Here is a 25,042-nt window from a genome sequence, read left to right on the forward strand (position 1 = left end):
GCCGACCTGGCCCTTCCACTGAGGTCAGGCTAAGTCAGGTGACCCTTACTCGGGTGGCGACTGCGGTGCGCCTCGGCAGATATCTCGATGTCGAGATAACTCTAGTACATAGGGGCCGGATGGTCATGCCGGGCTCGGTCGATCTCTCGCGGCGAAGGTTGAGCGTCGCTGCGGAAGGCTGAGCGTCGCCGCCGAAGGTTGGTGACCGCCAAGTCTTCTCACCCAAGGCCGAGCGATTGTTCAGGGCTGATCGTCTGGGACCGCCGGCGCCCGCCCGGCAGGATCTGCGCATCACCCGGCTGCCAGAACGTCTTCATCACCCAGGTCAGCGGCCCCGAACGCCGCTACCGCTCCCGCCGGTGCGCGACCCGCGAACGAGTCGCAGCCCATCGCCGCTCCCACCCCACGGAACAATCGAGCGAAATTGATCCGTCGCAACGAAGCCTGAGCATTCTCACCAAAGGCTGAGCGTTCTGCTCTCCGGCTGCGGAAGCGACTGGAGCGGGGGGTAGCATCCGTTCATGGTTCAGAAGATTGTGACCGTTTACTCGGACGACCTCACCGGTACGGAATCGGACGAGGTGAGCACGCACAGGTTTTCCCTGAACGGCATTGAGTACGAAATCGACCTCACCCCGGAGAGCTACGACAAACTAGACGCAGCGCTCCGGCCGTTCATCGAGACGGGCCGAAAGATGGGCCGGACAAAGGTGACGGGTCGGGTGCACAGGGGTGCCGCGGCCGGTCCTAGTGCGGAAGAGGTTCGTGCATGGGCTCGCGAGAACGGCTATGAGGTGAATGACCGCGGTCGCGTCCCCGGTGAAATCCGAGAGGCGTTCGAAGCCGCCCACTGACCCAGGGACTCCAGGACCATCGCGGCGGCGCGCACGGTGACCTCGGGCCTGGACAATTGCCGGGAAATCTTGACACGGTAAGGAGCACCGGCCCAGGAATCGAACATGCGGCCGATTCCTTCTGGGGGCCAACCATGCCATCCGCTCGCCTCGCACCGGACGCTGCCGCCTTCTATGCCGCGCAGAGCGCCTTCTCCAACCCCGGCAGCCTCGCCCCGCTCTATGCGGACTTACCGGACGATCCGACTCAACTCGCCTGCGTGGCACGCGATCTGATGGTCCACCGTCTGGAGGGCGAACAGTTCCGCTATGCCATCCCGCAGGACCGCCTGCACAACGATGCCGAGTCGCGCTACCTCGACGACATCTTGCGGATCATCATCGACCGCAACGACGCCCCGCTGACGCAACGGCGTGATGTCGGCGACCGCTTCGTCGGCGTCTGCCGCGACTTCGCGCTGCTGCACTGCTCGTTCCTGCGCCACGCAGGCGTTCCCGCGCGCCTGCGGTCCGGCTTCGCCGACTACTTCGGCCCGGACGGTTTCCACGGCGACCACATGGTGACCGAGTACTGGGACACCGAACGGGGCTGGCTGCTCGCCGATCCCGAACTGGCCGACCCGATGGTCATCGACACCTTCAGGATCGGCTTCGACCCGATGGACGTGCCACGCGACCCTTTCTGGTCGCGGGCAAGGCGTGGCAGGCCATCCGAGCGGGCGAGGCGGACCCGAAGACCTTCGGACTCCCCCACAGGAGGGGCCGATGGTCGGGGAGTGGTTCGTGGCAGGCAGCATCCGGCTCGACCTCGCGGCGCTGAACAAGGTCGAGACACTGCTGTGGGACATCTGGGGTGCGGGAGCGGACAGCGACGATAAGATGACGGACACGATCCGTGAACTCTACGACCGGACCTCACTGGTGGCCTGCGACGACGTCCCCTTCGAGACGGCACGGAAGCTCTTCGCGCAGAACGCCGGGCTGCGGACGCCAAGGACCGTGCTGTCCTTGGCGCCGTTCAATGGCCCGAGCGAAGTCACTCTCCGGTGACCACCCGGCCGTGACCGCCACTCGCTGGATGCGGGGCCGGGCACAACACGTTCGATCCCAGCCTCCATCCGGCCATACCAGAGTGACGAGCTGCCTTTCGGACCGTCACATCTGAGATCATGAACCCGAAGCAGTCGAGATGCAGACGGGGCAGAGGTGGCTGACTACAGGAGCGAAGTCCGGCAGAGCGTGACGACACTGCCGCATCGCGTCCTCCGAGCGCTCGAGCAGTTCAACGCGGCCCACCCCTGGGACCACAACGCCCACTACCACCGGTGGATCCTGCGGCAGTTCCCCCGGCTCTTCGACAATGCACTGGACGTCGGTGCCGGCAGCGGTGACCTGGCCAGGCTCCTGGCCACACGGGCCGGCAAGGTGCAGGGGATCGACTCCGACCCGGCGATCATCGCCCGTGCACAGGAGCTGACTCCTTCGGCAACCCCAGCGACCTTCACTGTCGCCGACGCGCTGACCGGCATCCCCGCGGGTTCCTACGACGCCATCACCTGCGTCGCCACCATCCACCACCTGCCCTTCATCGAAGCTCTCACCGTCTTCCGTCGGCATCTCGCCCCCGGAGGAACCCTGGTGATCGTCGGCCTCTCCCGAGCGCAGACGCCGGGAGACCACCTGCTCGGCTACCTGGCCGTCCCGCTCAACGCCGCCATCGGCTGGCTCAGGAACAAGGGCCGCAGGGCACCTCGCCCCGTCTCGATGACCGCCCGGACCCGACCAGCGGACATGAGCTTTCCCGACATCGTCCGCGAGACCCATGCCACCCTGCCCGGCGCGCGGTTGCGCCGTCGGCTGTTCTGGCGCTACACGCTCGTATGGCATCGCCGCTGAGCGAAGCCCGAGATCGCCCTGGGCGCGGGCCGCGGTATACGCACAGCGACACAGGATGTCGTACGACATCAGCTGATTTGCCCGGATCTTTCGGGTGGCCCCGCTCCCGCTCGGGCAGGTGGCATTGACCGAGCGTCACCCGAATGGCCCACCCGGCAGGCACCATCTCATATCTGAGATAACCTCAACCCCATGGCAGACGACTACCTCGTACGCATCGGCAGGCTCATCCGCGACGCCCGGCAGCACCGGGGCTGGACTCAGGCCCAACTCGCGGAGGCACTCGGCACCAGTCAGAGCGCCGTGAACCGCATCGAGCGCGGCAACCAGAACATCAGCCTTGAGATGATCGCCCGAATCGGTGAGGCCCTGGACAGCGAGATCGTCTCGCTGGGCTACGCCGGGCCGATGCATCTGCGGGTCGTCGGCGGACGGCAGCTGTCCGGGGCCATCGACGTCAAGACGAGCAAGAACGCCTGCGTTGCCCTGCTGTGCGGCTCACTCCTGAACAAGGGGCGCACGGTACTGCGCCGGGTCGCCCGCATCGAGGAGGTCTACCGTCTGCTGGAGGTGCTCAGCTCCATCGGTGTGCGCACCCGCTGGATCAACGACGGGGTCGACCTGGAGATCGTGCCGCCGACCGACCTCGGCATGGACACCATCGACGCCGAGGCGGCCGTACGCACCCGGTCGATCATCATGTTCCTCGGCCCGCTGCTGCACCGCATGGACCGTTTCAGGCTGCCGTACGCCGGCGGCTGCGACCTCGGCACGCGGACCATCGAGCCGCACATGATCGCCCTGCGCCGCTTCGGCCTGGACGTCGCGGCCACCGAGGGCCACTACCACGCCACCGTGGACCGCTCGGTCAGCCCGGACCGCCCGATCGTGCTGACCGAGCGCGGCGACACGGTGACCGAGAACGCGCTGCTGGCCGCGGCCCGCCAGCCCGGAGCGACCGTCATCCGCAACGCGTCCTCCAACTACATGGTCCAGGACCTGTGCTTCTTCCTGGAGGCACTGGGCGTACGGGTCGACGGCATCGGTACGACGACGCTGACCGTGCACGGTGTGGCGGACATCGACGTGGACGTCGACTACTCCCCCTCCGAGGACCCGGTCGAGGCGATGAGCCTGCTGGCCGCCGCCGTCGTCACCGAGTCGGAGCTGACGGTGCGCCGGGTGCCGATCGAGTTCCTGGAGATCGAGCTCGCGGTCCTGGAAGAGATGGGCCTGGACCACGACCGCTCACCGGAGTACTTCGCCGACAACGGCCGTACGCGCCTGGTGGACCTGACCGTGCGCCCCTCCAAGCTGGAGGCGCCGATCGACAAGATCCACCCGATGCCGTTCCCCGGCCTGAACATCGACAACGTCCCGTTCTTCGCGGCGATCGCCGCCGTGGCGCAGGGCAAGACCCTGATCCACGACTGGGTCTACGACAACCGCGCGATCTACCTCACCGACCTGAACCGTCTCGGCGGCCGGCTCCAGCTCCTCGACCCGCACCGCGTACTGGTCGAGGGCCCGACCCGCTGGCGAGCGGCGGAGATGATGTGCCCGCCCGCCCTGCGCCCCGCGGTGGTCGTCCTGCTGGCGATGATGGCGGCGGAGGGCACGTCGGTGCTGCGCAACGTGTACGTCATCAACCGGGGTTACGAGGACCTGGCGGAACGCCTGAACTCGATCGGGGCGCAGATCGAGATCTTCCGGGACATTTGATACACAGATACCGCCGCACCCCGTCTGACATGGAGAGGACGCCGGTGCTCTTCTTCCAGAGCGCCCCCGACCATCAGCGCGGACTGCTGGCCGGCGTAGCGCATGGCGTTCTTTTTTCGGCGCAGTCGAGTTGAACCCCAATGGGTCGGCTGCGACGGGACAGGCTCCCGTCGCAGCCGACCCGCGCGCTGTTCATCGCTGCCCCTCAGAGAGGTCCCGATTCCATGGCCCGACGGCTACTGGAAGGCGGGAATACTCCCCCAGGCGATCTCCCGCCGCCCCCGCGGACGCTGACGGCCGATCTTCACGTGCACGCCATGCCTCAGGAGGGGCGGCGGCGTCCTGTCACGGTGCGAAACCGTCACCCACCCGCTGTCCGAGCCTTGCTTCACCTATCGAAAAACGATAGATTCTCATCGCAACTCGATGGAAGGGTGGGTCATGGGAAAGCTGACAGTGGGTGCGCTGCGCGCCGTGCTCGTGGTGGTGTTCGCCGGCACCGTGTTCGTACAGGCGGGGATGGTGTGGGTGTTGGTCAGCGGGAACGACCCGGAGGACGGGTCGCTCCCGCTGACCCCGCTGCGTGTGGTCACGATCCTGGGCATGGTGTCGGCCCAGGTCGCCGTGGTCTGCGTCTGGCGGCTGGTGACGATGGTGCGACGCGGAACCGTGTTCTCCCACTCCGCCTTCCGGTACGTGGACGGCGTGATCGGCTCGATCGTGGCGGCTGCCCTCGTGTGGTTCGCGGTCACGGCCATCAATGCGCCGGGCCAACGGGACGACCCGGGCGTCACCCTCATCATGGGCGGGGTCGGCGTGGCCATCCTGGGGGTCGCCCTCATCGTGCTCGTGCTGCGGATGCTGCTCGCCCAGGCCGTCGCGCGCGACGTCGAAGCGGAGCAGATGCAGGCCGAGTTGGACGAGGTCATCTGATGCCGATCGCCGTCGACATCGACGTGATGCTGGCCAGGCGCAAGATGTCCGTGGGCGAGCTCGCGGACCGCGTGGGGATCACGCCCGCCAACCTGGCGGTACTCAAGAACGGCCGCGCCAAGGCGGTCCGCTTCACGACGCTCGCCGCGCTCTGCGAGGTGCTCGAGTGCCAGCCGGGCGACCTGCTGCGCTGGGAGGCCGAAGACACCGTGGGCGAAATGGACCGTGCGGTCAAGAGATGAGAGAAATGGCCGGACGCCCGATGCACGGGGGGATCACCTGACCCGCGACAGCTCTGGAAAGCGTCTCGCCGATGGGCGGCTGAGGCCGTGGGGAGCACGGGCGGGTACCGCCGCGCCCTGCCAGGCCCACCGGGATGCGGGTCCGGAGGGGCGCGGCGGCACCGCATCCCTCCAGTGGGCCGGCCCGTGCCCCCAGGCAGGCATGAACCGCCCGTTCCGGGCCACCCGGAAACCATGGCTCGGTCCAATGACGAGGTCGCGGGGCTGTTCCAGGAGTACGCGGACCTGATCTCGATCACCGGCGGCGAGGCGTACAAGGCACGCGTCTACGAGAAGGCCGCCCGTGCGATCGGCGGCTATCACGCTGACGTGTCCACGCTCGACGCCAAGGGGCTGCGGGAGATCCCCGGGGTCGGCAGGTCGATCGCGGAGAAGGTCACCGAGTACTTCGGCACCGGCAGTGTGTCCGCGGTCGAGGAACTGCGCGCGAAGATCCCGGCCGGTGTCCGGCGGCTGACCGCCATCCCCACGCTCGGTCCGAGGAAGGCCATGGCCCTCTACGAAGAGCTGGGGATCTCCTCCGTCGACGAGCTGGTCGACGCGATACACGCCGAGAAGCTGCGCGATCTGAAGGGCTTCGGGCCCAGGACGGAGGAGAACATCCTGCACGGCGTGGAACTCCTCCGCTCCTCCGGCGGCCGTGTGCAGCTCGACGCGGCCATGGATCTCGCCGACGACATCGTCGGGCAGCTGTCCCGTGTCACCGGCTGCCGCCGCTGCGCCTACGCCGGATCGCTGCGCCGTATGCGGGAGACGATCGGCGACATCGACGTCCTCGTCGCGGCCGAGAAGTCGGGGCCGCTGATGAAGGCCTTCGCCGAGCTGCCGTACGTCACGGAGGTCGTCGCGCACGGCACGACGAAGACCTCCGTGCGCACCGGCAAGGGGCTCGCCGTCGATCTCCGGGTCGTACCGCCGGATTCCTGGGGCGCGGCGCTCCAGTACTTCACCGGGTCGAAGGCCCACAACATCCGCACCCGGGAGCTGGCCGTGCACCAGGGGCTGAAGCTGTCCGAGTACGGCCTGTTCGACGCCGAGAGCGAAGAGAAGATCGTCTCCGAGACCGAGGAGGAGGTCTACGCCCGGCTCGGGCTGCCTTGGATCCCGCCGACCCTGCGTGAGGACCGCGGGGAGATCGAGGCGGGCCTGCGCGGCGAACTGCCCGCCCTGGTGCAGGAGTCGGACCTCCGGGGAGACCTGCACACGCACACCGACCTCACCGACGGGCTCGCACCGCTGGAGGAGATGGCCGAGGCGGCCGCCGGGCGCGGCTACGCCTACTTCGCGGTCACCGACCACGGTCCGGATCTGTACATGCAGCAGATGACCGAGGAGCGGATGCTGGCCCAGCGCGAGCAGCTGCGGAAACTCGACGGCGCGTACGGGAGGGGCAGGCGGGGCGGGAAGGGCAGCGGGCGCGGTATGCGGCTGCTCCACGGCGTGGAGCTGAACATCGGCCCGGACGGCGGCGTCGACTGGCCGGAGGAGTTCCTGGCCGGGTTCAATGTGTGCGTGGCCTCGGTGCACTCGCACTTCAACCAGCCTCGCGAGGCGCTGACCAGGCGGATCGTACGGGCCTGCGAGAACCCGTACGTCAACATCATCGGCCACCCCACCACCCGCATCATCGGCAGGCGGCCGCCCCTCGACGCCGACCTCGACGAGATCTTCGCCGCCTGCGGCCGCACCGGCACCGCCCTGGAGATCAACGCCCACCCCGACCGGCTGGACCTGCGCGACGAGGACGTCCTGCGGGCCCTGCGGCACGGCGTGAAGTTCGCCGTCGACAGCGACGCCCATGCCGTCCCCCACCTGGCCAACATGCGCTACGGCGTGGCTACGGCACAGCGCGGCTGGCTCACCGGCGACGACGTGATCAACACCTGGCCGGAGACCCGTCTGCGGCGCTTCCTGCGCAAGGCGCGGCGCACGTCCCATGGCTGACGACGCCAAAAGCCCGGTGCGGTCCGGGAGTCGATGCTCCCGAGGACCCGCACCGGGCCGTCATGCGATGTGCTGGTTCAGCAATACAGGTTGGAGCCGGGGCTCACGCCGAGGATCGAGGTGAAGCGCTGGTAGGCGTCGACGCGGCTCTGGACCTGGGCGGGGTTCTTGCCGTCGCACTCCAGGGAACCGTTGATGGAGCGGATGGTCTGGCCGAAGCCGGCGCTGTTGACCATGGCGTTGTGCGGGGTCATGGTGCCGGGGCCGGACTGGGTGTTCCAGTACCACAGGCCGGTCTTCCAGGCCACGGAGGAATTCTGCTCGACCTGCCAGGGGTTGTTGAGCAGGTCGATGCCGAGGGCGTCGCCCGCGGCCTTGTAGTTGAAGTTCCACGACAGCTGGATGGGGCCGCGCCCGTAGTAGGCGGACTGACCGGCCGGGCAGCCGTAGGACTGGCCCCAGTCGCAGTAGTGCGAGTAGTTGGCGGTGTTCTGCTCGACCACGTAGACCAGGCCTCCGGTCTCGTGGTTGACGTTGGCCAGGAAGGCGGCGGCCTCCTGCTTCTTCACGGTGTCGGAGCCGGTCTTGGCGAAACCGGGGTACGCGGACAGCGCGGCGGTGAGCCCGCTGTAGCTGTAGAACGAACTCCGGTTCGGGAACATCTGGTTGAACTGGGCCTCGCTCACCACGAAGCCGGATGTGTTGCCGCCGCCGCCCGCGGGGGCGTTCCACTTCTGGTTGGCGGCGCCCGTGCAGGTCCAGATCTGGAGCCGCGTGCCGTTGGCGCTGTTGTTGTCGCGGACGTCGAGGCACTTGTTCGCGGCCGGGTTGACGATGTCGTGCGCGGCGGTGACGACCCACTGCTGGTTCGCACTGCCGGCGCAGTCCCACAGCTGTACGGCGGCGCCGTCGGCGGTGCTCTTGTCAACGACGTCCAGGCACTTGCCGAGCGCGCGCAGGGTGCCGTCGCCCGGGTTGGACCATACCTGGGCGCCGGTGCCGTTGCAGTCGTAGAGCTGTACGGCGGTGCCGTTGGCGGGGTTCGCGCCCGCGACGTCGACGCACTTGCCGGCGAGCCCACTGATGGTGCCGTCAGCCGCGTGGGCCGCCGGGGCGACCGTGAACATCGCGGACACGACAGCGGCGACGGCGGCGCCGATGGTCAGCCGCTTGAGGGACCCGCGTCTGGGCGAGGTGGGGATGAGACGGGGAGACATGAGGTGTCTGCTTCTCCTTGGTAGGAGGTTGGTGGGGGGTGGAGCCGGACCGCATACCGTCGGCGTCGACCTCAGTTGAGGATCGTCTGCGTCACGACGATGTGCCCCGAGTCAGGGTTGAGCACGCCGCCGAGCCGGTCGTACGCGCCGTCGGTCAGATCCAGGCACTTGGGCTCCGCCTGGGTCTGGGCGAACGTGCCGCGGTCGTTGATCCGGACGGTGAGGGAACGTCCGTTGGCCTTGTTGGTCACCAGGACCCGCGTGCCGAACGGCAGTTGGGGCTGGCGGGTGAGGGACGTGGCGGCGGTGTCGGCGTTGCCGTCGTAGACCTCGCCGCTGGCAGTGTAGGCACCGGCGGGGATCGGGCCGTAGTGCGTGGCCCAGCACGTCTCACCGGTGTTGCCGCTCTGGGAGGGGGCGGTCCACTTCTGGTTGGCGGCGCCGGTGCAGGACCAGATCTGCGTCCGGGCCCCGTTGGCGGACGAGTTGTCGGTCACGTCGAGGCACTTGTTCGCCTGGGGGTTGACGATGTCGTGCGCGGCGGTGACGACCCACTGCTGGTTCGCACTGCCGGCGCAGTCCCACAGCTGCACCTTGGTGCCGTCGGCGGTGCTCTTGTCAACGACGTCCAGGCACTTGCCCAGCGCCTTGACGGTCCCGTCCGAACCGACGGTCCACTGCTGGGCGTTGGTGCCGTTGCAGTCGTAGAGCTGTACGGCCGTGCCGTCGGCGCTGTTGGCCCCGGCGACGTCGAGGCACTTGCCGGCGAGCCCGGTGATCTGCCCGGTGCCGGCGGCCTCCGCCGACGAGGTACCGAGCGGACTGAACGACAGCGCCACGAGAGCCACGACAGGCGCAGTCCTCAAGGCGGTCCTGGAGAGTGAGCGAGAGGCCATGAGTGGGGGGTGCCTTTCATGCGGATACGCGCGCAGGGGGCCGACGAAAGCTGCGGGTGGCCCCAACTACGCACCGGCAAACGGAGCTTGCCGATCCGAAAAGCTAGAGGTCTACACCACGCACGTCAAGACGCGAACACCCCACAAACCCTCCCAAACCGACAGGAAGCCCTTTACACGAACCACACATCGTCCTCACAGCCACCACCTACACCCACGCCCGGCTTGGCCTCCGGCGGGCCGTCGCTGTCACGGGATACCACCCAGCCCCCGCACCGACCGGCCGGACTGCCCACCGCAAACGGGACCGGCCGCCGACCGGGAAGGGCGGACGGCAGACGGAGGGGGGTACACCTAGGAAGACGCCGACCAAGCGCTAGCAAGTCAGTAGACGTTTTCCCAGGTCAGGCATCGAATACGGCTGAACCACTAGCGGTTCTGGACGTCCGTCAAGAACCCCTGGAGGTCCGTCCGCACGTTCTGGGCGAACGCCCAGAGGTCGGCGCGCAGTTCAGGGTTCTGCACGAGGCGGCGACGGCCACGACGAGGAGCACGAGCCAGGTGATCGTTCGCCTGCCGCCTGACGGAGTCATTGAAGGCTTGCTGGCTGGCTTGCTGAGCAGGGTCGGGAAACATCGTCGGCCACCCCCGGAGTCGAACGTTCATGTGCTCGTGTCCACGCGTCCGGTCGGGCACAGGGTTGCCCACGGACCCCTTGTCCGGCATCTGGCGCCCCAACTCGACGGACTCGACGGTGTGCTTCGAGTACCACGTCATCCTCTGCTGGCTCGCCCTCCTCCTCATCCGCATCATCGAGACCCAGGCTGGCAACACCTGGACCCAGGCCCGCCGCGAGCCAGCTGCGTGAAGGTGCTGGTGGGGGCGTCGGAACGTACCGGAGAACATCACGGAGCGTGCCGAATCGGCTGACCCTCGTAACCGCCCTGACCGACCACTGGGACACGGTCCCCTACCCACCCACAGGCAAAACGGTCCGAGCCCGCCTCTCACCCCACCCCCGCCTGACCCCAACACCGAAGAGTTCGGAGTGGATGTGGGTGATGACGGCATACACCGGCCACCGGCCGAGCCAGTCGACGAGTCCTCGGGCTGCTTCGGTGGCCATGTCTCTTGCCTGCCCCGGGGCCCCACGACCCGGGCGACCTCGGCGATGAGGCGGTGACCGGATGGGCTGACGGTCGCCTGGACTGTGCCCGTCAGGCAGGACTTGTCACACAGCCGGGGTGTCCGGGGCGCCGCCGATGTCAAAAGTGGATCGGCTCCTTGGTCTCATCCGAGCGAGAGAGCTGGAGGAGGAGGCCAAGGAGCCGGTGGAAGATCAGATATAGCATTCGCAACGCCACGCAGTCCGCCGTGGCCGCCCAACGTCACAAAGTGCCTGATCAGATCCTGTGTATTGCTATCGTCATCCCACGGGATCCCCTTCATGCTGAAGTGTCGAGCCCGTCACGATGACGATGTCGGCAGATCGGGGCAGCCTCACACCCGATGGACTGGGAAGTTCGTCACCTCCGCTCCCATGTCCACCAGCTTGTCCACGGTCCGTGACACCGCTCCCGAGCCGACGATTCCCATGGTTTGGGCCAATCTCCTCCAGGTCAGCGCATCGTGGCCGCGCGTGGGCTCGCCTGTGCGTTCCCCCGCGGGCTTCCGATCGGCTGGAACGGCGGCGCACTCGTGCGGTTCCACCGCCAGGGGTTCATCCTCCGCCGCGAATCGCACGATTCTGGCTGAATTTCGATCAACTCGCACAACCTCCCCCGCAGGAAAGGTCTCCACTTCTCCCTCGAACCCCATCGCCCCCGCGCACACGAGCGCGAGGGTGTCCGAGCAGTTCTCCGCAATGCAAGCAGAGAACTGCCTGGCGACAGACCCCACGATTCTCGAATCCTGGGCCGAGGTCAGTCCAGACACGTATTCCCAGTAGTGCGTGAAAGAATCGGCGGATCCGTTCCCGGATCCCACAATGCAGACACTGTAGGAAGCGAGCACGGACAGTAGTGCCTCCACGGCGTTCCCGGATGGGCCTGGCGCCATCAGCCGCGTCGCCGTCCCACAGGAGCAGCGATACGGTCCCCCGACTGACAGCACCTCAATTCCCTGGAAGCCGTATTCCCTCTGAAGCGAGACCAGCACGTCGCACGCGGATCGTGTCGGCAGATCCGAGTCCAGCAGGATCAGGTCGACCGGTGCGTCCTGCGCTGCTCTCACCCAGTCCAGGTCCAGCGGGAGTTCACTCAGCAGGGAAGGAGTGAGGCGCACGATACCGTTCTCTCCGGCCACCCGCATGCCGGGAACATCGTGCAGTACCCGCCCCTCTTCGCCGACCACCACAGCGGTCGTCACTTTCTCTTTCCCGGCCCGGGGATCTGTCATCGCTGCAGCCACGAAGTCACCGAGGCTGTTGCCGGCTATGACACGCAACATACCCGCTCTAAGAATCACGGCAGCCTCACTAGTCCCATTTTCCGTAGCCGTACAGGACGTACTTCTTGCCGCCCGGCATGATCACATCTCCCAAGAAGTCGATCTCCACGGTGCTGTAGGCCTCTAGATGACCGTGCAGGATCAGGTCGTAGCGGTACCGGCCGCGGTCGCTTCCTGCGTGTTCCCCCCACTTTGAGTGCCAGTAGTAGCTGCCCTCCTCGGCGTGACCATAGTCGTGCCATTCGCTTACTGTGTGACCTTCGACCAGGATGGTGAATTCGAAACGAACAGAATAGGCCGAGCGCCAGTGACCCGTAAGTTTCGCGCCCCAGAAGATGGAGCAGTATCCGCTCGGTTCAGCGCATTTCCTTGTCAGGTGTATGCACCCTGCCGTATTGCACTGCCAGCCGTCATTCTTGTACTTGAAATTCGTCCCCATTGGGTCCGACGTGTTCACCGGATCCTGCCCGGCGTAGTCGTACAGGTTCTGGCTGCCACCAGGAATCGGATCGGTCTGCAAGAACCGTCCGTTGGCCGGGTCGTAGAGGCGGACGCCCAACAGCACCAAGCCACTCGGGGTCTCCGCGGAGCGTTGCAGGTTGCCGAGCCATCCGTAGCGGGTGGCCGTCGCGCTGCCCTCGGGGTTGCCGTATTCGTCGTAGGAGCGGGAGATCGGTGCCTTGGTGGTGTCCGTGGGGAGCTGAACGATGGTGTCGCCGTGGACGTCGGTCAACTGCAGCACGATGCTGCCGGTGGCATCGGTGGTCGCGGCGAGGGAGCCAGTGAGGTCGTCCACGTTGCGCGTGATCGTGCCCGAAGTGTCTTCAGCGGTCCACGTCGACAGGTCCGTGTTGTCGGCGTAGTGGTTTGTCCTGCTCTTCGTGGTGGTCCAGGCGCCGTCTGAGAGCGTCTGCGTAGTCCAGCTCGCCAGGCGCTGGAGTCCATCCAGGCTCCAGGTCTGTCTGGCGGTGCCGGTGGTCTCCTGCCGGACAAGGTCATTCGTGAAGTAGGCAATCGTGCTGCCGTCGGGGGTTGCTGTGGTTCGGCCGAAGGCGTCGTAGACCGTGCCGGACGTGACCAGGCGGTCGGCGCTGTCGTGGGAGTACGACGTGGTGGCTGCACCCATGGAGGTGCAGTCCGAGCCGACGTCACTGGTCGAGACGTCCAGGGCGGTGCGGTTGGAGTTCTTGTCGAAGGTGTAACCGCGGCGGGTGCACGACCCGTCAGGGTTGGTGTCGTCCGCCTGGGTCAGACGTCCCACGGCGTCGTAGGCGTAGTTGCGAGTGCGGGCTTGACCGTTGGTTTCGGTATCCGTGACGGTCTGGCCCTGAGCGGTGTGGCTGACGGTGTCGGAGGCTACAACTATGTCGTCGCTGTTGCGGGTGTAGACCCGGGACGTCTCCTGGCCGGCTTCGTCCTGGGTGGTAGTGAGGGTATAACCGCCGGGAATCCTCTCGGTGGCCAGATTACCGTCACTGTCGTAGGTCGCGGAGAAGGTGCCCGCCACAGAGTCGGTGCGGGAAGTCTCCAGACCGCGGGGGTCCACGCTGGAGTCGTAGGCGTAGGTGGTGGTGGACGGGGCGGAGTCGGTGGTTTTCACCGGCCGGTCGAGATCGTCGTACTCGGTGGTGACGCTGTTACCCGCACCATCGCTGTAGGACACCTGGCGCCCGAGCTGGTCGTAGCCATGACTGATGATGCCGGCGCTTGAGGTGACCGCGGATATCTGACCGTTATCAGGATCGTATGAGGTGGTCATGTCTGGCACCGCGGTGCCCACGCCGCCCGAGACGACGGTCTGAATGGGACGACCAGCGTCGTCGTAAGCGTTGGCGGTCGTGCGAGTGACCCCGTTGGCGATCTCGGTCAGCTTCGCGGTGTTTCCCCACCTGTCGTATTCGGTGGTCTTGGTCGGAAGCTGCGATGGGTTGGCGTCGCCACCGGTGATGTCGCTGGCCGGGCCTGTGGCACAGATCAGGTCCGCCCACTCCGGCTTTCCGCCGCAGGTGCCGCTGCCGGTCGCGGAATAATACGTCGTCAGGGTAGTGCCGGCGTCAGATCCTGACGACTTGGGCTGGGTGATCTTGATCTCCCGACCTTGGGAGTCGTAACTGGTAGTGGTGGTAATAGCCAGCCCGTCGGGGTCGGTGACCTTCTTGGTGGGCAGGCCCTTGCCCCAGTCGTAGCCGGTGGTGGTCACACGCGGGTCGGCGACCAGGTCCGGCCAGGACCTCACCTGGGCACCGACTGTCTGCTTGGTGATCTCGTACTTCACCGTTGCCGTACCGTCGGTCGGACGGTCGGCGTCGTACTCCAGAGTCGTGTGCTGGCGTGCGATCACCCGGCTGCCGGCGGCGGCCAGCTTGGTGGTACCGCTGGTGAGGTTCGCGGTGAGGGTGATCTGGTGCAGGGGGCCGTAGGTGTCGGTCTCCCGCTGGCCGTCACTGTCGTAGACGGAGGTGCTCGACAGCAGTTGGGCGCGCTCACCGGCGGCCAGGGCGTTGATGCCCAGCGCGGTAAGCCGGTCCTTCTGGGCCTGGGTGGTGCCCAGGGCGAGCTCGCGGTCGCCGGCGGTCAGCGTCCGAACCGTGTTGCCGAACCGGTCGTAGTCGGTCACCGTTATGTGGTGGCCGGGGGTGGCCTCGTTGACGACGCGGGCGGAGGCGTCGAGGTAGTGGATACCGGCGCGGGTGTAGTCGCCCGCGGCCAGGGCGGTGCCGTCATGGGAGGCGGGGACCTGGTCGGGTGGAAAGACTGCGGTGGCGTCGGTGGGCAGGTCGCTCTGCCCCCAGGTGGCGACCGCGCTCGCGCCCAGGTTCTCCGGTGCCGCCGAGCCGGTCAGCGGTACGCCGTAGACCACGGATGTGGTGGCGGTGCCGTTGGTCTGGCTGGCGCTGCCCGGGGTCAGGGTCGGGCGGGAGACGGACAGCAGCATGCCGTCACCGGCTGCCGGGTTGGATCCGGCCTTACCGTAGGTGAACGTCCACGGCAGTTGTCCGGGCGGGGTGAGCGTCGTGACGCGACCGGTGCTGTCGTAGGTGTAGGCAGTCGTCAGTGCCGGGCTGATCCGCGGGTCCCACGATTGCCGCAGTCGTCCCTGGTCGTCGTACTTGTATCGGGCGACGACGACCGCGGTGGCTGTGGAGGCGGCGGGTGCGGTGGACCACAGTTTGATCTGGGAGACCTGCCCGGCGTAATCGCCGAAGGCGCTCGAGGTGGCGGTGGTGATCGTCGGGTAGACGAACTCCATTACGCGACAGCCCCTCGTGGAGGGATCGGCTTCACAGGCGGCCAGGGTGGTCGCGGTGGTGGAGGCGATGATCCGCTTGGGACGGGCCAGGGTCTTGCCACCGGAGGTGACGGCCTCGGAGACCACCTTGGTGGTGGAGTTGGCCAACCCGTCCGCCAGGGAACTGGTCACCGTCCAGGTAGTGGCGGCCGGATCCACCTTGGAGAAGGTGGTCACCGTACCGTCGGTGCCGGAGAGGGTGAAATCGCCGGTGGAAAAAGAGCCTTTGAGAGTCAGGCTCTCAGAGCCGGGCTCGGGTACCCATCCTGTACTGCTGGCGTTGGCGGTGAACTGGATGCTGTCACCGTCGGCGGTCGCGATGTCGAGGGAGGTGTCCGAGGTCTTGCGGATCTCGGCGAAGTTGGAGTTGGTCGCCTCGGCGACCACGCCCGAGGTCCACTCTTTGCCAAAGATCGGCACCTGGCCGTCCTGGTTGCCACCGTCAAGAGGACTGCGGGAGGAGGCGGTGCGGGTCACCGTCATCCCGAACATCGAGGCGTCGGTGGAGGACAGGGCATAGTCACCGTTGAGGAGGTTCACCGAGCCGGGCCCGACGGCCTGGCTCGCGGCTCCGTCGGCGGTGCGGTCCACCACCACGGTGATCGGGTCGGAGGAGGTGGTGGCGTTGTTCGGGCCGGTGAAGTCGGCGCGGACCTGGACGGTTCCGTCCGGGGTGACGGTGGAGGTGGCGTTCCACGTCAGGCTCGGGCTCTTGCCCGAGGACAGGCTCACCGGCCAGGAGGCGAGCGCCTGCCCGCCCTCGGTGACGTCCCCGGCCGGGATCCTCGTCCAGGTGTCCGCGTCTCCGCGGCGCCAGGAGAAGGACACATGGTCGTAGTTCGAGCCGTCGGCCTCGGCTGCCAGCGGCGCACGGGCAGCGGTGCGTGTCCCGTCGTCCGGCGATGTCACCCCGCCAGGTCCGACATGGAAGGCATAGGAAACAGGCTCGGACTTGTTCTCGGCCTTGTCAGTGGCACGCACCTCCAGGGTGTTGGTGCCGGCCTTGTCCGGAGTCGCGGAAAAGGACACCGGGCTGGTGTTGCCGCCGGTGTCGACCTTGTTCCAGGTGGTGCCGTCCAGCGACCACTCGATGCCGTTCTGGTCCCCGCTGGGCGGGGTCACGGTGAACGTGCCGGCCTGACCGGCGCCCTTGACCCACCGATCGGCGGGATAGTCGGTCGAGGTCACCGACGTGGGTGCGGAGGGCGCGGAGGTGTCGACGGTGAAGGTCTCCCACGGCGACCACGCGGTGTTGTAGTGCGTGCCGTCGTAGGGGTTGGTACGGAACTTGTATGTCTTGCCGTTCTCCAGGAGCCCGGCCGGCACGGTCACCGACGCAGGCTGCCCGGAAGGCACGTACGGAGAGACCACATACTTGCCGACCTGAGTCTTCGTGGCCGCGTCGTCGATCTCGAAGGTGCCGTTGACCTTGTCACCGTCGGCGTCGACGAAGGTGTCGCGCAGCGTCGGCGTGGTCGTGTTGACGTACCAGGTGCCGTCTGTGCCTTTGAAGAACGGTGGCCCGGCCTGTCGGCCCGTACCGGTCCTGGGCCGGTAGTTGTAGTTCACGACCAGCTTCGGCGGGTTGGAGGCGGCGTTGGCGGAGTTCACCCGCTTCCACTGCGCCACCACCGACTCGTCGGATGCGCGCAGGCCCATGTGGCTGCGGGTGGCCTTGGCCGAGGCCCACTCCTGCACCAGCGTGGACACATCGGCGTTGATCCAGCCGTCCGGTTGGGCCGAGCACTCGGGGCTGCCGGTGGTCTCTGTGGATGTGGCCTTCTTCGAGATCCACGACGGTTGATCCGTCCAGCGCGAGGACGTGGAGGCCGCGTCGGTCGACCACACCTCCCACGGGTAGGGCTGGCAGTCGGTGTTGGCCGAGTGGAAGTTCCACAACGACAGCTTCGCGTCCAGGACCAGCGCGTCCCGGATCGGTGTGGTGTCCCAGGAGATGAAGGACCGCGCGGTGCGCGGGGTACCGTCCGCGTTCGTGGTGCCCGGGTTGCCCAAGTCGAGTTCGGTGTCGGTGGACCAGTCGACGGTCTCGCCCTGCTGCACGTAGGTGTCGAAAACGTTCGACAATGAGGAGGTGGACGGATCGACGGTGACCGGGTAGGTGGTGGCCGGGTCGGCGAGGAACTTGGCGTCCGGGGTCACCACCAGGTCGATGGAGGAACCTTTCTGCATCACCTTCAGGCCGACCTTGGCCTTGTGAGTGTGCTCCCCGGACCGCTTGTCGACGCTTGCGTCCCACATGACCGGGGCGGGCATCACCGCCCGCTTCCTGTTCTTCCTGTCGGTGAAGAGCACGCTGCCGTTGGGCAGTTGCTTGGCCTTCAGGTTCTTAGCCTTCAACGGCAGCATGTAGGAGTAACTGCCCGCGTCGGGGCGCTGCTTGATTTGAACGTACTGCTCAAAGCCCGTCCGCGTGGCCTCCACAACCACGTCCGCGCCGGGAACAGCGTTGACATAGTCCGCGCGTGTCCCGGCCAGCTTCGGCCTCGGCAGACCGCCCTGCCACTGGAGGGTGATCTGCTGTTCGCCTTCACCCAGTGTCACCAGGTCCGTGGCCTTGGCCGTGCGTGCGGCACGCAGCGACTTTGCCGGAGTGCCGGACTTGCCGGCCAGGCGCAATCCACGCGGATGCGCCTCCGGCTCGACTGACCCGTCCGCGTTCTGGATCAGGTCCAGGTCGACGTAACGCCACTTTCCCGTGGCCTCGTCCCTGAACCGGACCGGACCCGCGTTGAGTTCTGTGGTGAGCGAACCATTCTTGTTCGCCCATGTCGTGGAGGTCTCCGTACGCTCGGACAACGCTTCTACGCGCCTACCCGACAGACGGGCCGCAACGCGCGCGGACGGGATGTCCGCCGCCTGCGTAGGCGCCGCCTTGCTCGGAGCCTTGGAGGTTCGCAGCCCGGCGGCGGCCGCGGCGTACGTGCCATTAAGCAGCGCGACGGTCAGGGCCAGCGACACAGTTCCCGCTGTCCAGCGAGTCCTTCCGCCAAACCAGGGACGTCTGCGTCTACCAGACGTCGTCTTGCGAATCATCATGATTCACCGGTCTTTTCACTTCGTGACGATGCATCACACATGTGAAGCGACCGTGAAGTTACCTTGATCCAAAACATGGTTAATGAAGGTAAGGGACAACAAAGGGGATCTATCCCTCCGCTTACGGCGGGATCCTTTATCAGTCCTTGAAGCACTGACTTGTCCCGATGGCCCGGGAGCCCCTGGAGCTTCCCCTGGGCAACCGCTCGGCGACATACTGGCCGCCCGCATCACGCGCACGCTGGCCGAGCGCGGGCGGCCGGAGCTGGAGAGCGGATGCCGGCAGCGTTCGGTGCCGCCTTCCTCGCCGACCAGACCGTCTTCACCCTCCCCGAGATCCACCGTGCCCTCGGCGCCGACGCCTTCGCCAACGGGCTGCTCGATATCGATGCGTACTTCCTCGCGCCGTTGCTGCGTCCTGCGGGGCCGGACCAGGTCGCCTTCGCGCACACCGCGTACCGAGGTTCGCGGGGTCCGACAGGTACCGGGCGGCCAGCAGTTCCACTCGAATCGGCTGCGGACCTCCCGGCCTTCCTCACCGAACAGGTACGCGCCTTCCTCGCGGCAACGCCGGAGGCTCCGGAGACCGACGCCTGCGTACTCCCGGCCGGGCCCTACCTCGTCGGTCCGGCGGAGCGCCTACTGATCCGCCGCATCCGGCGTCCCGTACGTTTCGACCGCCATGCGGTGACGGTCACCGCTACCGCCGTTTCCTGGACGCGCGGGAGGCGGACGGCACCTCGCGCTGGGACCACCCGGACCAGCCCGCGCACATCTCCCACCGCCCGTGGACCGACCGGCTCAAACACCCGGACTACTACGAGAGTCCGCGCTACGCCGATCACCCGGCCATCTGCGTGAACTGGTGGAGCGCGTACGCGTTTGCCGCGTTCGGCGGCCAGCGCCTGCCCACTTCCCTGGAGGGGGAGGCGGCCGCACGCGGCAGGGACGGGCGGTTCCCCTGGGGCGACACACCCGACGCCGACCGCGTCAACTGCGCGGACTCCTGGGTCGGACGGCCCGTCGTGACGCATCAGGCGTGGTATCGAGACTTCGCGGGTGACGCCGTGCGCCACGCCGCCGCGGCCCCGGCCGGTGAACGCCTGGACAACCGCTCGCCGTTCGGCGTTCTCGACATGGTGGGAAACTGCTGGGAATGGACGTCCACCACGCTGGACGACCCCGGGGAGGCCGTGATCTTCCCGGGAAGCGGGCGGCAAGCCAACCGCACTCAGTGCCCCGACGCGAACCTCACGAACGACCCCCATCCGTCGCGGCCAACCGCGAAAGGCGGGCGGCTCACGTCCTTGGAGTCCCGTACGTGGACGCCCTGTTCAGCGATGGCGATCTCCACGCAGTCGTCGCCCTGGCTGCCGCTGTAGCTGGACTTGAACCAGGCGAATTCCGTCATACCGGTCTTCATAGCTCTCCTCGGAGTCGCTCCAGCAAGGCCCGGGATTCACGCGGGGGCAGGGCCTGCGAGCGCAGTGTTTCATAGCGCTGACAGAGCAGGCTCACCTCTTTCCGGTCGGCAATCAGCCGCCCGTTCTGCTGCCCTTCCGAGTAGGCGAGTCGCCGCCCTTCGGGAGTCTCCAAGATCCGCACAGGCCCGTCCAAGCACGCGTGCAACCCAGAGCGCAGGGGCACCACTTGAAGCGTAACGTTGCGCAGAGAGGTGCGCTCCAGGACGTGATCGATGAGCGCCTGCATCACCTCCGCATCACCGAAGCCGCGCCAGAAGACCTGCTCCTCGACGATGAAGCTGAACGGCACCTTCGGCCGCTCCCACATCATCGCCTGCCTCTCAATCCGGGCGCAGAGCTGCTCCTCAAGCTCCTCATCGGTCCGGAGGGGAATGGTCCCCTCGAACACGGCACGGGCATAGGCCTTGGACTGCAACAGCCCCGGCACCAGCCGGTTCTCGTACGTGCACAGGCTCACCGCATCGCGCTCCAGCCCGGCCCACCGCCGGAACCACGCCGCCAACCCCGGCTCCCCCCGCGCCAGATACCGGGCGGCCTTCCGCAGCGCACCGGTGTTACCAGTCGCCTCCTCCCCACGCTCGACGAACGCCTTGTCCGGCATCCGGCGCCCCAACTCGACAGACTCGACGGTGTGCTTGGAGTACCGAACCAGCCGGGCGAACTCGACACGACTGAGCCCCGCATGCTCCCGCAAGGCTTGCACGACCGCCCCGAACGTCCGCAAGCTGTCCGACGGATGGGGCTCCCGCTCCCACACCCCCACCGAACCCGCAGGGGAAACCGCACCCGCCTCCCCGTCACAGCCGCAAGCCGGCAGGCCCTCGGCATCGTTGTCGTCGATCTCGCTCCCGGCGAGGGCCTCGTCCCCGTTGACGATGTCCATGCACCGCCCCTCTCTGCGTACCGCACCACAACGGCCCCGTAAGCCGCACAGCGCTCAACACTCAGAGTGAGCTATAGGCAACCGTACTGTCCACCCTGCGTGCCCGTACGCTGACTACGCGTACGCGCCCGCCACCTCGCAACCCGGCCCCCGAACCCACCACGCTGACCCCATGAACCACCCACTCCCCCAAGTCGACGCCCCCACCAGCACCTTCACGCAACTGCTGTCGTCGACTCCGAGAGGCGCCCGCCTGGCCCGCCTCCTGACCATGCACGAACTGCACACCTGGAACGTACCGGAGAACATCACGGAGCGTGCCGAAGTGGTCGTAGCGGAACTGGCGAACAACGCGGTCCGGCACGGCAGACTCCCCGGCCGAGGCTTCCGCCTCACCCTCACCTACCACGGCACCCCCGCCCCCACCTTCCTCGTCGCCCAATAGATCTGGACTAGACGTACGACGGGGACGGCACCCACCTGCGCGGCAGGCGAAACAAGGATCATCTACACCACCTCGGCAGCCGCCCCAGCACCCTGGACCCCTGGCCTCTCACCCACGACCACCTGGGCTCTCGCCTACGCACAGTCACCCCAACGGAGATCGCCTACACCCGCTGGGGCGGGGCCCCCACACCGCAGGCAGCACCCCTGGGCCTCCCGGTCATTACGAATGACCGGTGCGAACCCAGACAGAACGGTAAGGGTCCAGTACAAGCCCCACCTGGACGACGGCCGTCTCCCACCCATCGGTCGGGCCATGGACGACGACGCGATCAGACCGCGGGACTCCGCGAGTTCAACCTGAGGAACCTCTTTCCCGTCTTGCTCCGTCGCACTACAGGGTCGAAAATTCTCCTTCACACCTTCTCAACCGACGGCACTACTGTGGCTTTATCGACCGAGCCCTCCTTACATCCTGCAGAGCCGCTTCCCCAGTTTGCAGCCTTCTCCAGTCTGCGCTGAAATTAAAGGTGAGGCGGATTCTACAACCGAGTAGGAGGACTCACCATGGTAGATCACGACGGAGATGTAGTAGAACACGAAAGAACATCCTGGGCCCAGCGCATCAGTGCACATATCTCAGACCTCCAAAGCCAGATCAACAAGATCAATGAACGTGGCAGCCCCGCCGACGAAGATAAACCCATCATAGAAAAGGCGAATACACAACTCAAAACCGCCCGGGAGACCCTGCGGCATGGAGGTCTCTGGTCTCGCCTCAGTGGGCGACAGATTGACCGCGCACTGGCAAACGTACATGAGGCCGAGGTTGCGATTTTGCGCATTCTCCCTGAAAATGAATTGAAATGGAAGGCCCTGCCAGCTCTTGTTCATGCACGGCTACATCTAGACCGCTCTGACGCCCGATTGCAGCAACTCGAATGGCGCCTTCAGACCCCAAGCGGCGAATTCAAGAAGCTCCCTAACGCGGATCGAGAATTGCTAGCCGGCACCCTCCACGCCGCCTACCAGGCAGAAGAAGCAGATAGGGCGAGAGTTCGCAATTTCACGCAGATGGTATGGTGGGCAACAATAGTGATGATTGGCATTGCAGTTGGATTCTCGACCTGGGTAAAAGTCGGCTCCCCCGATATCGCGCGACTATTTTGCTTCCCAGACAACCCGGACCTTATCGCCTCCCGACGGAATCCAAATGTATGCCCTCTGGGAGGAAAACCAAGCTGGGAAGGTGTTTGGTTTATTGAATTTACAGGCGCGCTCGCTGCCGCGGTGGCTGGCGCCGTGTCACTAAGGAAGGTTCGAGGAACCTCCGGTCCATTTCACGTAACGACGAGTCTGCTGGTTTTGCGGCTTCCAGTCGGGGCCTTGACTGCAGTAATTGGAATCCTGCTACTTAGCGGAAGTTTCGTGCCAGGACTTACTGCCCTTGATACCTCAGTGCAAATTGTGGCCTGGGCTGCCGCATTCGGAATTTTGCAAGAATCAGTCACTCACGCGGTCGACCGGCAGGGACAAAACCTGCTGGACAATGTCAAGACTCCGGGGCACGACGTTGATTGGGAATCGGGTCCTGTTCGCCGCCCCTCAGACCTGTCAGGCGATCTGTCAGAGGACCGTCCCCAAAAAGGTTCGCCAGAGGGCCGTCCCCCAGAGGGGAGCTGACCCAGCGGTCCGGGCCACTTGCCAGCAGCCCGGACCGCTGGGCGGACGAACAGGCCGTCCGTGAACAGCTCGCGCACCATCGCGCTCGTTTGACGAGTGTGCCGCACTACGTCAAACCCATCCTGAGCTGGGCTGACACAACACAGCAACCAGGTCCCAGCCCACCAGGGCCTGCTCGACCTCCGGGCTCATCTGCTGCGCGCCTGGCTGCACGGATGTCGCCTTCGCTGCCGACTCCGGCACCTACAGCGCCAACCTTGCCGTCGGCGCTGCGGCGAGGCCGGCGCCCCCGCGGGGAAGGCGCCGGCCTCGGCTCACATCAGCTGACCGTCGCCCACTGGTGGGCGCTGCCCTGGTGGACGGTGGCGTAGATGCGGTCGCGCAGCAGATTGGCGTCGTGGTCTGTGAGGGTGCGGTCCAGGTGCCGCAGGACCACCTTGAGCAGGACGTTCTTCTGGTCCGGTCGGGCTCCGAGCCGTTCCAGGGCCTGTGGCGGCAATTCCGCGCACGGCGTCTGGCTGAGGATCTCGACGGTTTCCACACAGTCGGCCTCGGGGCCCAGGGCGTCGCGGACCCGGTCGCCGAGGTCCTCGGCCAGGTCGTCGCGGTCGACAGCGACGGACAGGTCCCGGCGGATGGCGGGCATGGCGGACACAGCTCGGTAAGGGGCCAGGTCGGCCATCTGCGCGGCCACGGACGGCTCGGCCGAACGCAGGATCCGGATGTCCGGGATGCCCTTGAGCAGCATCAGCATGCGGTCGAGTCCCATGCCGAGCGCGAGGCCGCTCCACGAGTCGTCGAGGCCGGCCCGCTCCAGCACCTCCGGATGCGCCAGGCCGCACTCCGCCACCTCGATCCATTCGCCGTCGCGATCGATGTCCACCTGGCGGCCGGAGAGGGTGTAGGGGTGGACGCGGTGCTCGTGGCGGTGCTTCGCCCCGGGGAGGATCCCCGCCACGAGAGTGGCGACCATGTCGTCCAGGTCGGCTGTGGTCATGGGGGCCGGGCGGCGGGTGATGCGCCAGAGGTCGAGCTGGTGGGGAGTGCCGGTGTGAAGGCGGTCGATGCTGTCGCGGCGGTAGACCAGTCCGGGGCAGACCAGGAGCACGTCGTCGGCCGGGTCCACGGCCAGCGCACGCAGCGCGGCCGGGATCAGCGCGCTGGAGTGGCTGCGCAGCATGCTCCGATCGTCGACGTAGCGGGTGTAGCGCGCGTCGCGGGTGATGTCGTCAGCACGGTAACCGAGGTTGTCGTAGTTGTCCTCGACGGTGACCGTGCGCTCGCCGCGGCACCAGCGGACCTCGCAGCCCCAGCGTTCCGCCAGCGCCTCGACGGCATGGTTGAGGACGAGCTGGAGAGCGTGTGGTCCGGTGGCAGGGTCGGTGAGGTCCCGGATGGACAGGTCACGGGCGAGCTGTTCAGCGGAAAGGTGGGCGGGCATGTCGGCCTCCTGGCCAAGAGCAGTGACGGGGTTTCGGAAACCCCCCAGCCCCTGGGCCTGACCGCACGGTGGGGTCAGCCGACTCAGCTCTGGAGACGTGGCAAAGTCCGACCCCTGCGGCACCCTTCGGGGGCCAGGGGGCCGGTAAATCGGCGAGAGATCGCTACGACGGCCACACCAGGACTATAGCTGGCCTCCGACACCGGGCCTCGCTGTTTCCACTGCGGGGACGTGTGCCGGTGATTCATCACCGGCGGAAGCAGCCCGACGCCTGGCGGTGCGGCGCACGGCGGCTCCTAATCCTTGAGTACTGGCTCCGGTTGGCCCCCGCTGAGGGGCTGACCGGACTGGCTGCGTGCGGGCGGGGCTCGGCGTGGCCGTCGTACTGCTCCTGATTGCGACGAAGTCAGTTGCGCGGGCCGCGGGTGACCCCGCCGGCCCGTCCCGGCCTGCACCGGACGATCGCCCTGGCCCACCGCAGCGATGTGGCCCCCACGTGCCCGCCAGAGAACTGCAACGCATGCTGCTGGAACGCTGATCGCCCCTAGG

At 66.8% G+C, this 25,042-nt stretch carries 18 protein-coding genes and 3 pseudogenes; 14 read left to right on the plus strand and 7 right to left on the minus strand.

Features of this window, described 5'->3' with window-relative positions; translation table 11 throughout:
• Positions 1-249: 249 nt before the first annotated feature.
• From ACSYGN_RS09135 to polX, 9 genes and pseudogenes are all read left to right on the plus strand, one after another.
• A pseudogene (locus ACSYGN_RS09135) lies at positions 250-468 on the plus strand (CGNR zinc finger domain-containing protein); the annotation flags it as partial.
• A gap of 53 nt (positions 469-521) precedes the next feature.
• Positions 522-854, plus strand: coding sequence for a histone-like nucleoid-structuring protein Lsr2 (locus ACSYGN_RS09140; protein ID WP_460393725.1), 333 nt, complete (start codon positions 522-524; stop codon positions 852-854).
• Positions 855-988: 134 nt separating this feature from the next.
• Positions 989-1,732 carry a transglutaminase-like domain-containing protein gene (locus tag ACSYGN_RS09145; RefSeq protein WP_460393727.1) on the plus strand — a complete coding sequence of 248 codons (744 nt, stop codon included), beginning with the start codon at positions 989-991 and terminating at the stop codon, positions 1,730-1,732.
• 1 nt (position 1,733) lies between these two features.
• Positions 1,734-1,904 (plus strand): hypothetical protein, encoded by a 171-nt coding sequence (locus ACSYGN_RS09150; RefSeq protein WP_460393729.1) that lies wholly within the window; start codon positions 1,734-1,736, stop codon positions 1,902-1,904.
• 189 nt (positions 1,905-2,093) lie between these two features.
• Positions 2,094-2,750 carry a class I SAM-dependent methyltransferase gene (locus tag ACSYGN_RS09155; protein WP_460403327.1) on the plus strand — a complete coding sequence of 219 codons (657 nt, stop codon included), beginning with the start codon at positions 2,094-2,096 and terminating at the stop codon, positions 2,748-2,750.
• 192 nt (positions 2,751-2,942) lie between these two features.
• Positions 2,943-4,472: a helix-turn-helix domain-containing protein gene (locus ACSYGN_RS09160; protein WP_460393731.1), complete on the plus strand. Its 1,530-nt coding sequence runs from the start codon at positions 2,943-2,945 to the stop codon at positions 4,470-4,472.
• Positions 4,473-4,913: 441 nt separating this feature from the next.
• Positions 4,914-5,405 carry a DUF2975 domain-containing protein gene (locus ACSYGN_RS09165; protein ID WP_460393733.1) on the plus strand — a complete coding sequence of 164 codons (492 nt, stop codon included), beginning with the start codon at positions 4,914-4,916 and terminating at the stop codon, positions 5,403-5,405.
• The gene (locus ACSYGN_RS09170) at positions 5,405-5,647 is read left to right on the plus strand and encodes a helix-turn-helix domain-containing protein (RefSeq protein ID WP_460393735.1); all 243 of its coding nucleotides are present in this window, start codon (positions 5,405-5,407) and stop codon (positions 5,645-5,647) included. The genes ACSYGN_RS09165 and ACSYGN_RS09170 overlap by 1 nt, the downstream gene beginning before the upstream one ends.
• Positions 5,648-5,881: 234 nt before the next feature.
• On the plus strand, positions 5,882-7,651 hold the full coding sequence (polX, locus tag ACSYGN_RS09175; protein WP_460393737.1) for a DNA polymerase/3'-5' exonuclease PolX: 1,770 nt from the start codon (positions 5,882-5,884) through the stop codon (positions 7,649-7,651).
• Between the two features lie 77 nt (positions 7,652-7,728).
• Here the strand turns inward: polX and ACSYGN_RS09180 are convergent, their stop codons facing one another.
• Positions 7,729-8,778: a glycoside hydrolase family 19 protein gene (locus ACSYGN_RS09180; RefSeq protein ID WP_460403329.1), complete on the minus strand. Its 1,050-nt coding sequence runs from the start codon at positions 8,776-8,778 to the stop codon at positions 7,729-7,731.
• A 161-nt stretch (positions 8,779-8,939) separates the two neighbouring features.
• Positions 8,940-9,764 (minus strand): lectin, encoded by an 825-nt coding sequence (locus ACSYGN_RS09185; protein ID WP_460393739.1) that lies wholly within the window; start codon positions 9,762-9,764, stop codon positions 8,940-8,942.
• Positions 9,765-10,479: 715 nt separating this feature from the next.
• Here ACSYGN_RS09185 and ACSYGN_RS09190 point away from each other — a divergent pair.
• A complete protein-coding gene (locus ACSYGN_RS09190; RefSeq protein ID WP_460403953.1) occupies positions 10,480-10,632 on the plus strand; it encodes a hypothetical protein in 153 nt (50 codons plus the stop codon).
• A 632-nt stretch (positions 10,633-11,264) separates the two neighbouring features.
• Here ACSYGN_RS09190 and ACSYGN_RS09195 read toward each other — a convergent pair.
• Both ACSYGN_RS09195 and ACSYGN_RS09200 read right to left on the minus strand, forming a co-directional pair.
• A complete protein-coding gene (locus ACSYGN_RS09195) occupies positions 11,265-12,212 on the minus strand; it encodes a hypothetical protein (RefSeq protein WP_460393741.1) in 948 nt (315 codons plus the stop codon).
• Positions 12,213-12,240: 28 nt separating this feature from the next.
• Entirely contained in the window at positions 12,241-18,468 is a 6,228-nt protein-coding gene (locus ACSYGN_RS09200; RefSeq protein WP_460403331.1) for a DNRLRE domain-containing protein, read from the minus strand.
• A 257-nt stretch (positions 18,469-18,725) separates the two neighbouring features.
• Here ACSYGN_RS09200 and ACSYGN_RS09205 point away from each other — a divergent pair.
• Positions 18,726-19,793, plus strand: a pseudogene (locus ACSYGN_RS09205) (formylglycine-generating enzyme family protein); the annotation flags it as partial.
• Here ACSYGN_RS09205 and ACSYGN_RS09210 read toward each other — a convergent pair.
• Positions 19,790-19,981, minus strand: coding sequence for a DUF397 domain-containing protein (locus ACSYGN_RS09210; RefSeq protein ID WP_460393743.1), 192 nt, complete (start codon positions 19,979-19,981; stop codon positions 19,790-19,792). The pseudogene ACSYGN_RS09205 and the gene ACSYGN_RS09210 sit on opposite strands and share 4 nt — an antisense overlap.
• On the minus strand, positions 19,978-20,925 hold the full coding sequence (locus ACSYGN_RS09215) for a helix-turn-helix domain-containing protein (protein ID WP_460393745.1): 948 nt from the start codon (positions 20,923-20,925) through the stop codon (positions 19,978-19,980). The genes ACSYGN_RS09210 and ACSYGN_RS09215 overlap by 4 nt, the downstream gene beginning before the upstream one ends.
• A 172-nt stretch (positions 20,926-21,097) precedes the next feature.
• On the opposite strand from ACSYGN_RS09215, the gene ACSYGN_RS09220 reads away from it, so the two are divergent.
• Positions 21,098-21,370: an ATP-binding protein gene (locus ACSYGN_RS09220; protein WP_460393747.1), complete on the plus strand. Its 273-nt coding sequence runs from the start codon at positions 21,098-21,100 to the stop codon at positions 21,368-21,370.
• Between the two features lie 566 nt (positions 21,371-21,936).
• Positions 21,937-23,052, plus strand: coding sequence for a hypothetical protein (locus ACSYGN_RS09225; protein WP_460393749.1), 1,116 nt, complete (start codon positions 21,937-21,939; stop codon positions 23,050-23,052).
• A 319-nt stretch (positions 23,053-23,371) separates the two neighbouring features.
• Here ACSYGN_RS09225 and srmL read toward each other — a convergent pair whose 3' ends face one another.
• On the minus strand, positions 23,372-24,493 hold the full coding sequence (srmL, locus tag ACSYGN_RS09230; RefSeq protein ID WP_460393751.1) for a PheS-related mystery ligase SrmL: 1,122 nt from the start codon (positions 24,491-24,493) through the stop codon (positions 23,372-23,374).
• A 349-nt stretch (positions 24,494-24,842) separates the two neighbouring features.
• Between srmL and ACSYGN_RS09235 the strand changes: the two are divergent.
• Positions 24,843-25,031: pseudogene (locus ACSYGN_RS09235) on the plus strand (LysR family transcriptional regulator); the annotation flags it as partial.
• Positions 25,032-25,042 lie beyond the last annotated feature (11 nt).

This window comes from Streptomyces sp. YIM S03343 (genome assembly GCF_054729195.1).

Coding starts and splice junctions, on each gene's coding strand:
- ACSYGN_RS09140 (WP_460393725.1), top strand. CDS start 522: ATGGTTCAGAAGATTGTGACCGTTTACTCGGACGACCTCACCGGTACG.
- ACSYGN_RS09145 (WP_460393727.1), top strand. CDS start 989: ATGCCATCCGCTCGCCTCGCACCGGACGCTGCCGCCTTCTATGCCGCG.
- ACSYGN_RS09150 (WP_460393729.1), top strand. CDS start 1,734: ATGACGGACACGATCCGTGAACTCTACGACCGGACCTCACTGGTGGCC.
- ACSYGN_RS09160 (WP_460393731.1), top strand. CDS start 2,943: ATGGCAGACGACTACCTCGTACGCATCGGCAGGCTCATCCGCGACGCC.
- ACSYGN_RS09165 (WP_460393733.1), top strand. CDS start 4,914: ATGGGAAAGCTGACAGTGGGTGCGCTGCGCGCCGTGCTCGTGGTGGTG.
- ACSYGN_RS09170 (WP_460393735.1), top strand. CDS start 5,405: ATGCCGATCGCCGTCGACATCGACGTGATGCTGGCCAGGCGCAAGATG.
- polX (WP_460393737.1), top strand. CDS start 5,882: ATGGCTCGGTCCAATGACGAGGTCGCGGGGCTGTTCCAGGAGTACGCG.
- ACSYGN_RS09180 (WP_460403329.1), bottom strand. CDS start 8,778: ATGTTCACGGTCGCCCCGGCGGCCCACGCGGCTGACGGCACCATCAGT.
- ACSYGN_RS09185 (WP_460393739.1), bottom strand. CDS start 9,764: ATGGCCTCTCGCTCACTCTCCAGGACCGCCTTGAGGACTGCGCCTGTC.
- ACSYGN_RS09195 (WP_460393741.1), bottom strand. CDS start 12,212: ATGTTGCGTGTCATAGCCGGCAACAGCCTCGGTGACTTCGTGGCTGCA.
- ACSYGN_RS09210 (WP_460393743.1), bottom strand. CDS start 19,981: ATGAAGACCGGTATGACGGAATTCGCCTGGTTCAAGTCCAGCTACAGC.
- ACSYGN_RS09215 (WP_460393745.1), bottom strand. CDS start 20,925: ATGGACATCGTCAACGGGGACGAGGCCCTCGCCGGGAGCGAGATCGAC.
- ACSYGN_RS09220 (WP_460393747.1), top strand. CDS start 21,098: ATGAACCACCCACTCCCCCAAGTCGACGCCCCCACCAGCACCTTCACG.
- ACSYGN_RS09225 (WP_460393749.1), top strand. CDS start 21,937: ATGGTAGATCACGACGGAGATGTAGTAGAACACGAAAGAACATCCTGG.
- srmL (WP_460393751.1), bottom strand. CDS start 24,493: ATGCCCGCCCACCTTTCCGCTGAACAGCTCGCCCGTGACCTGTCCATC.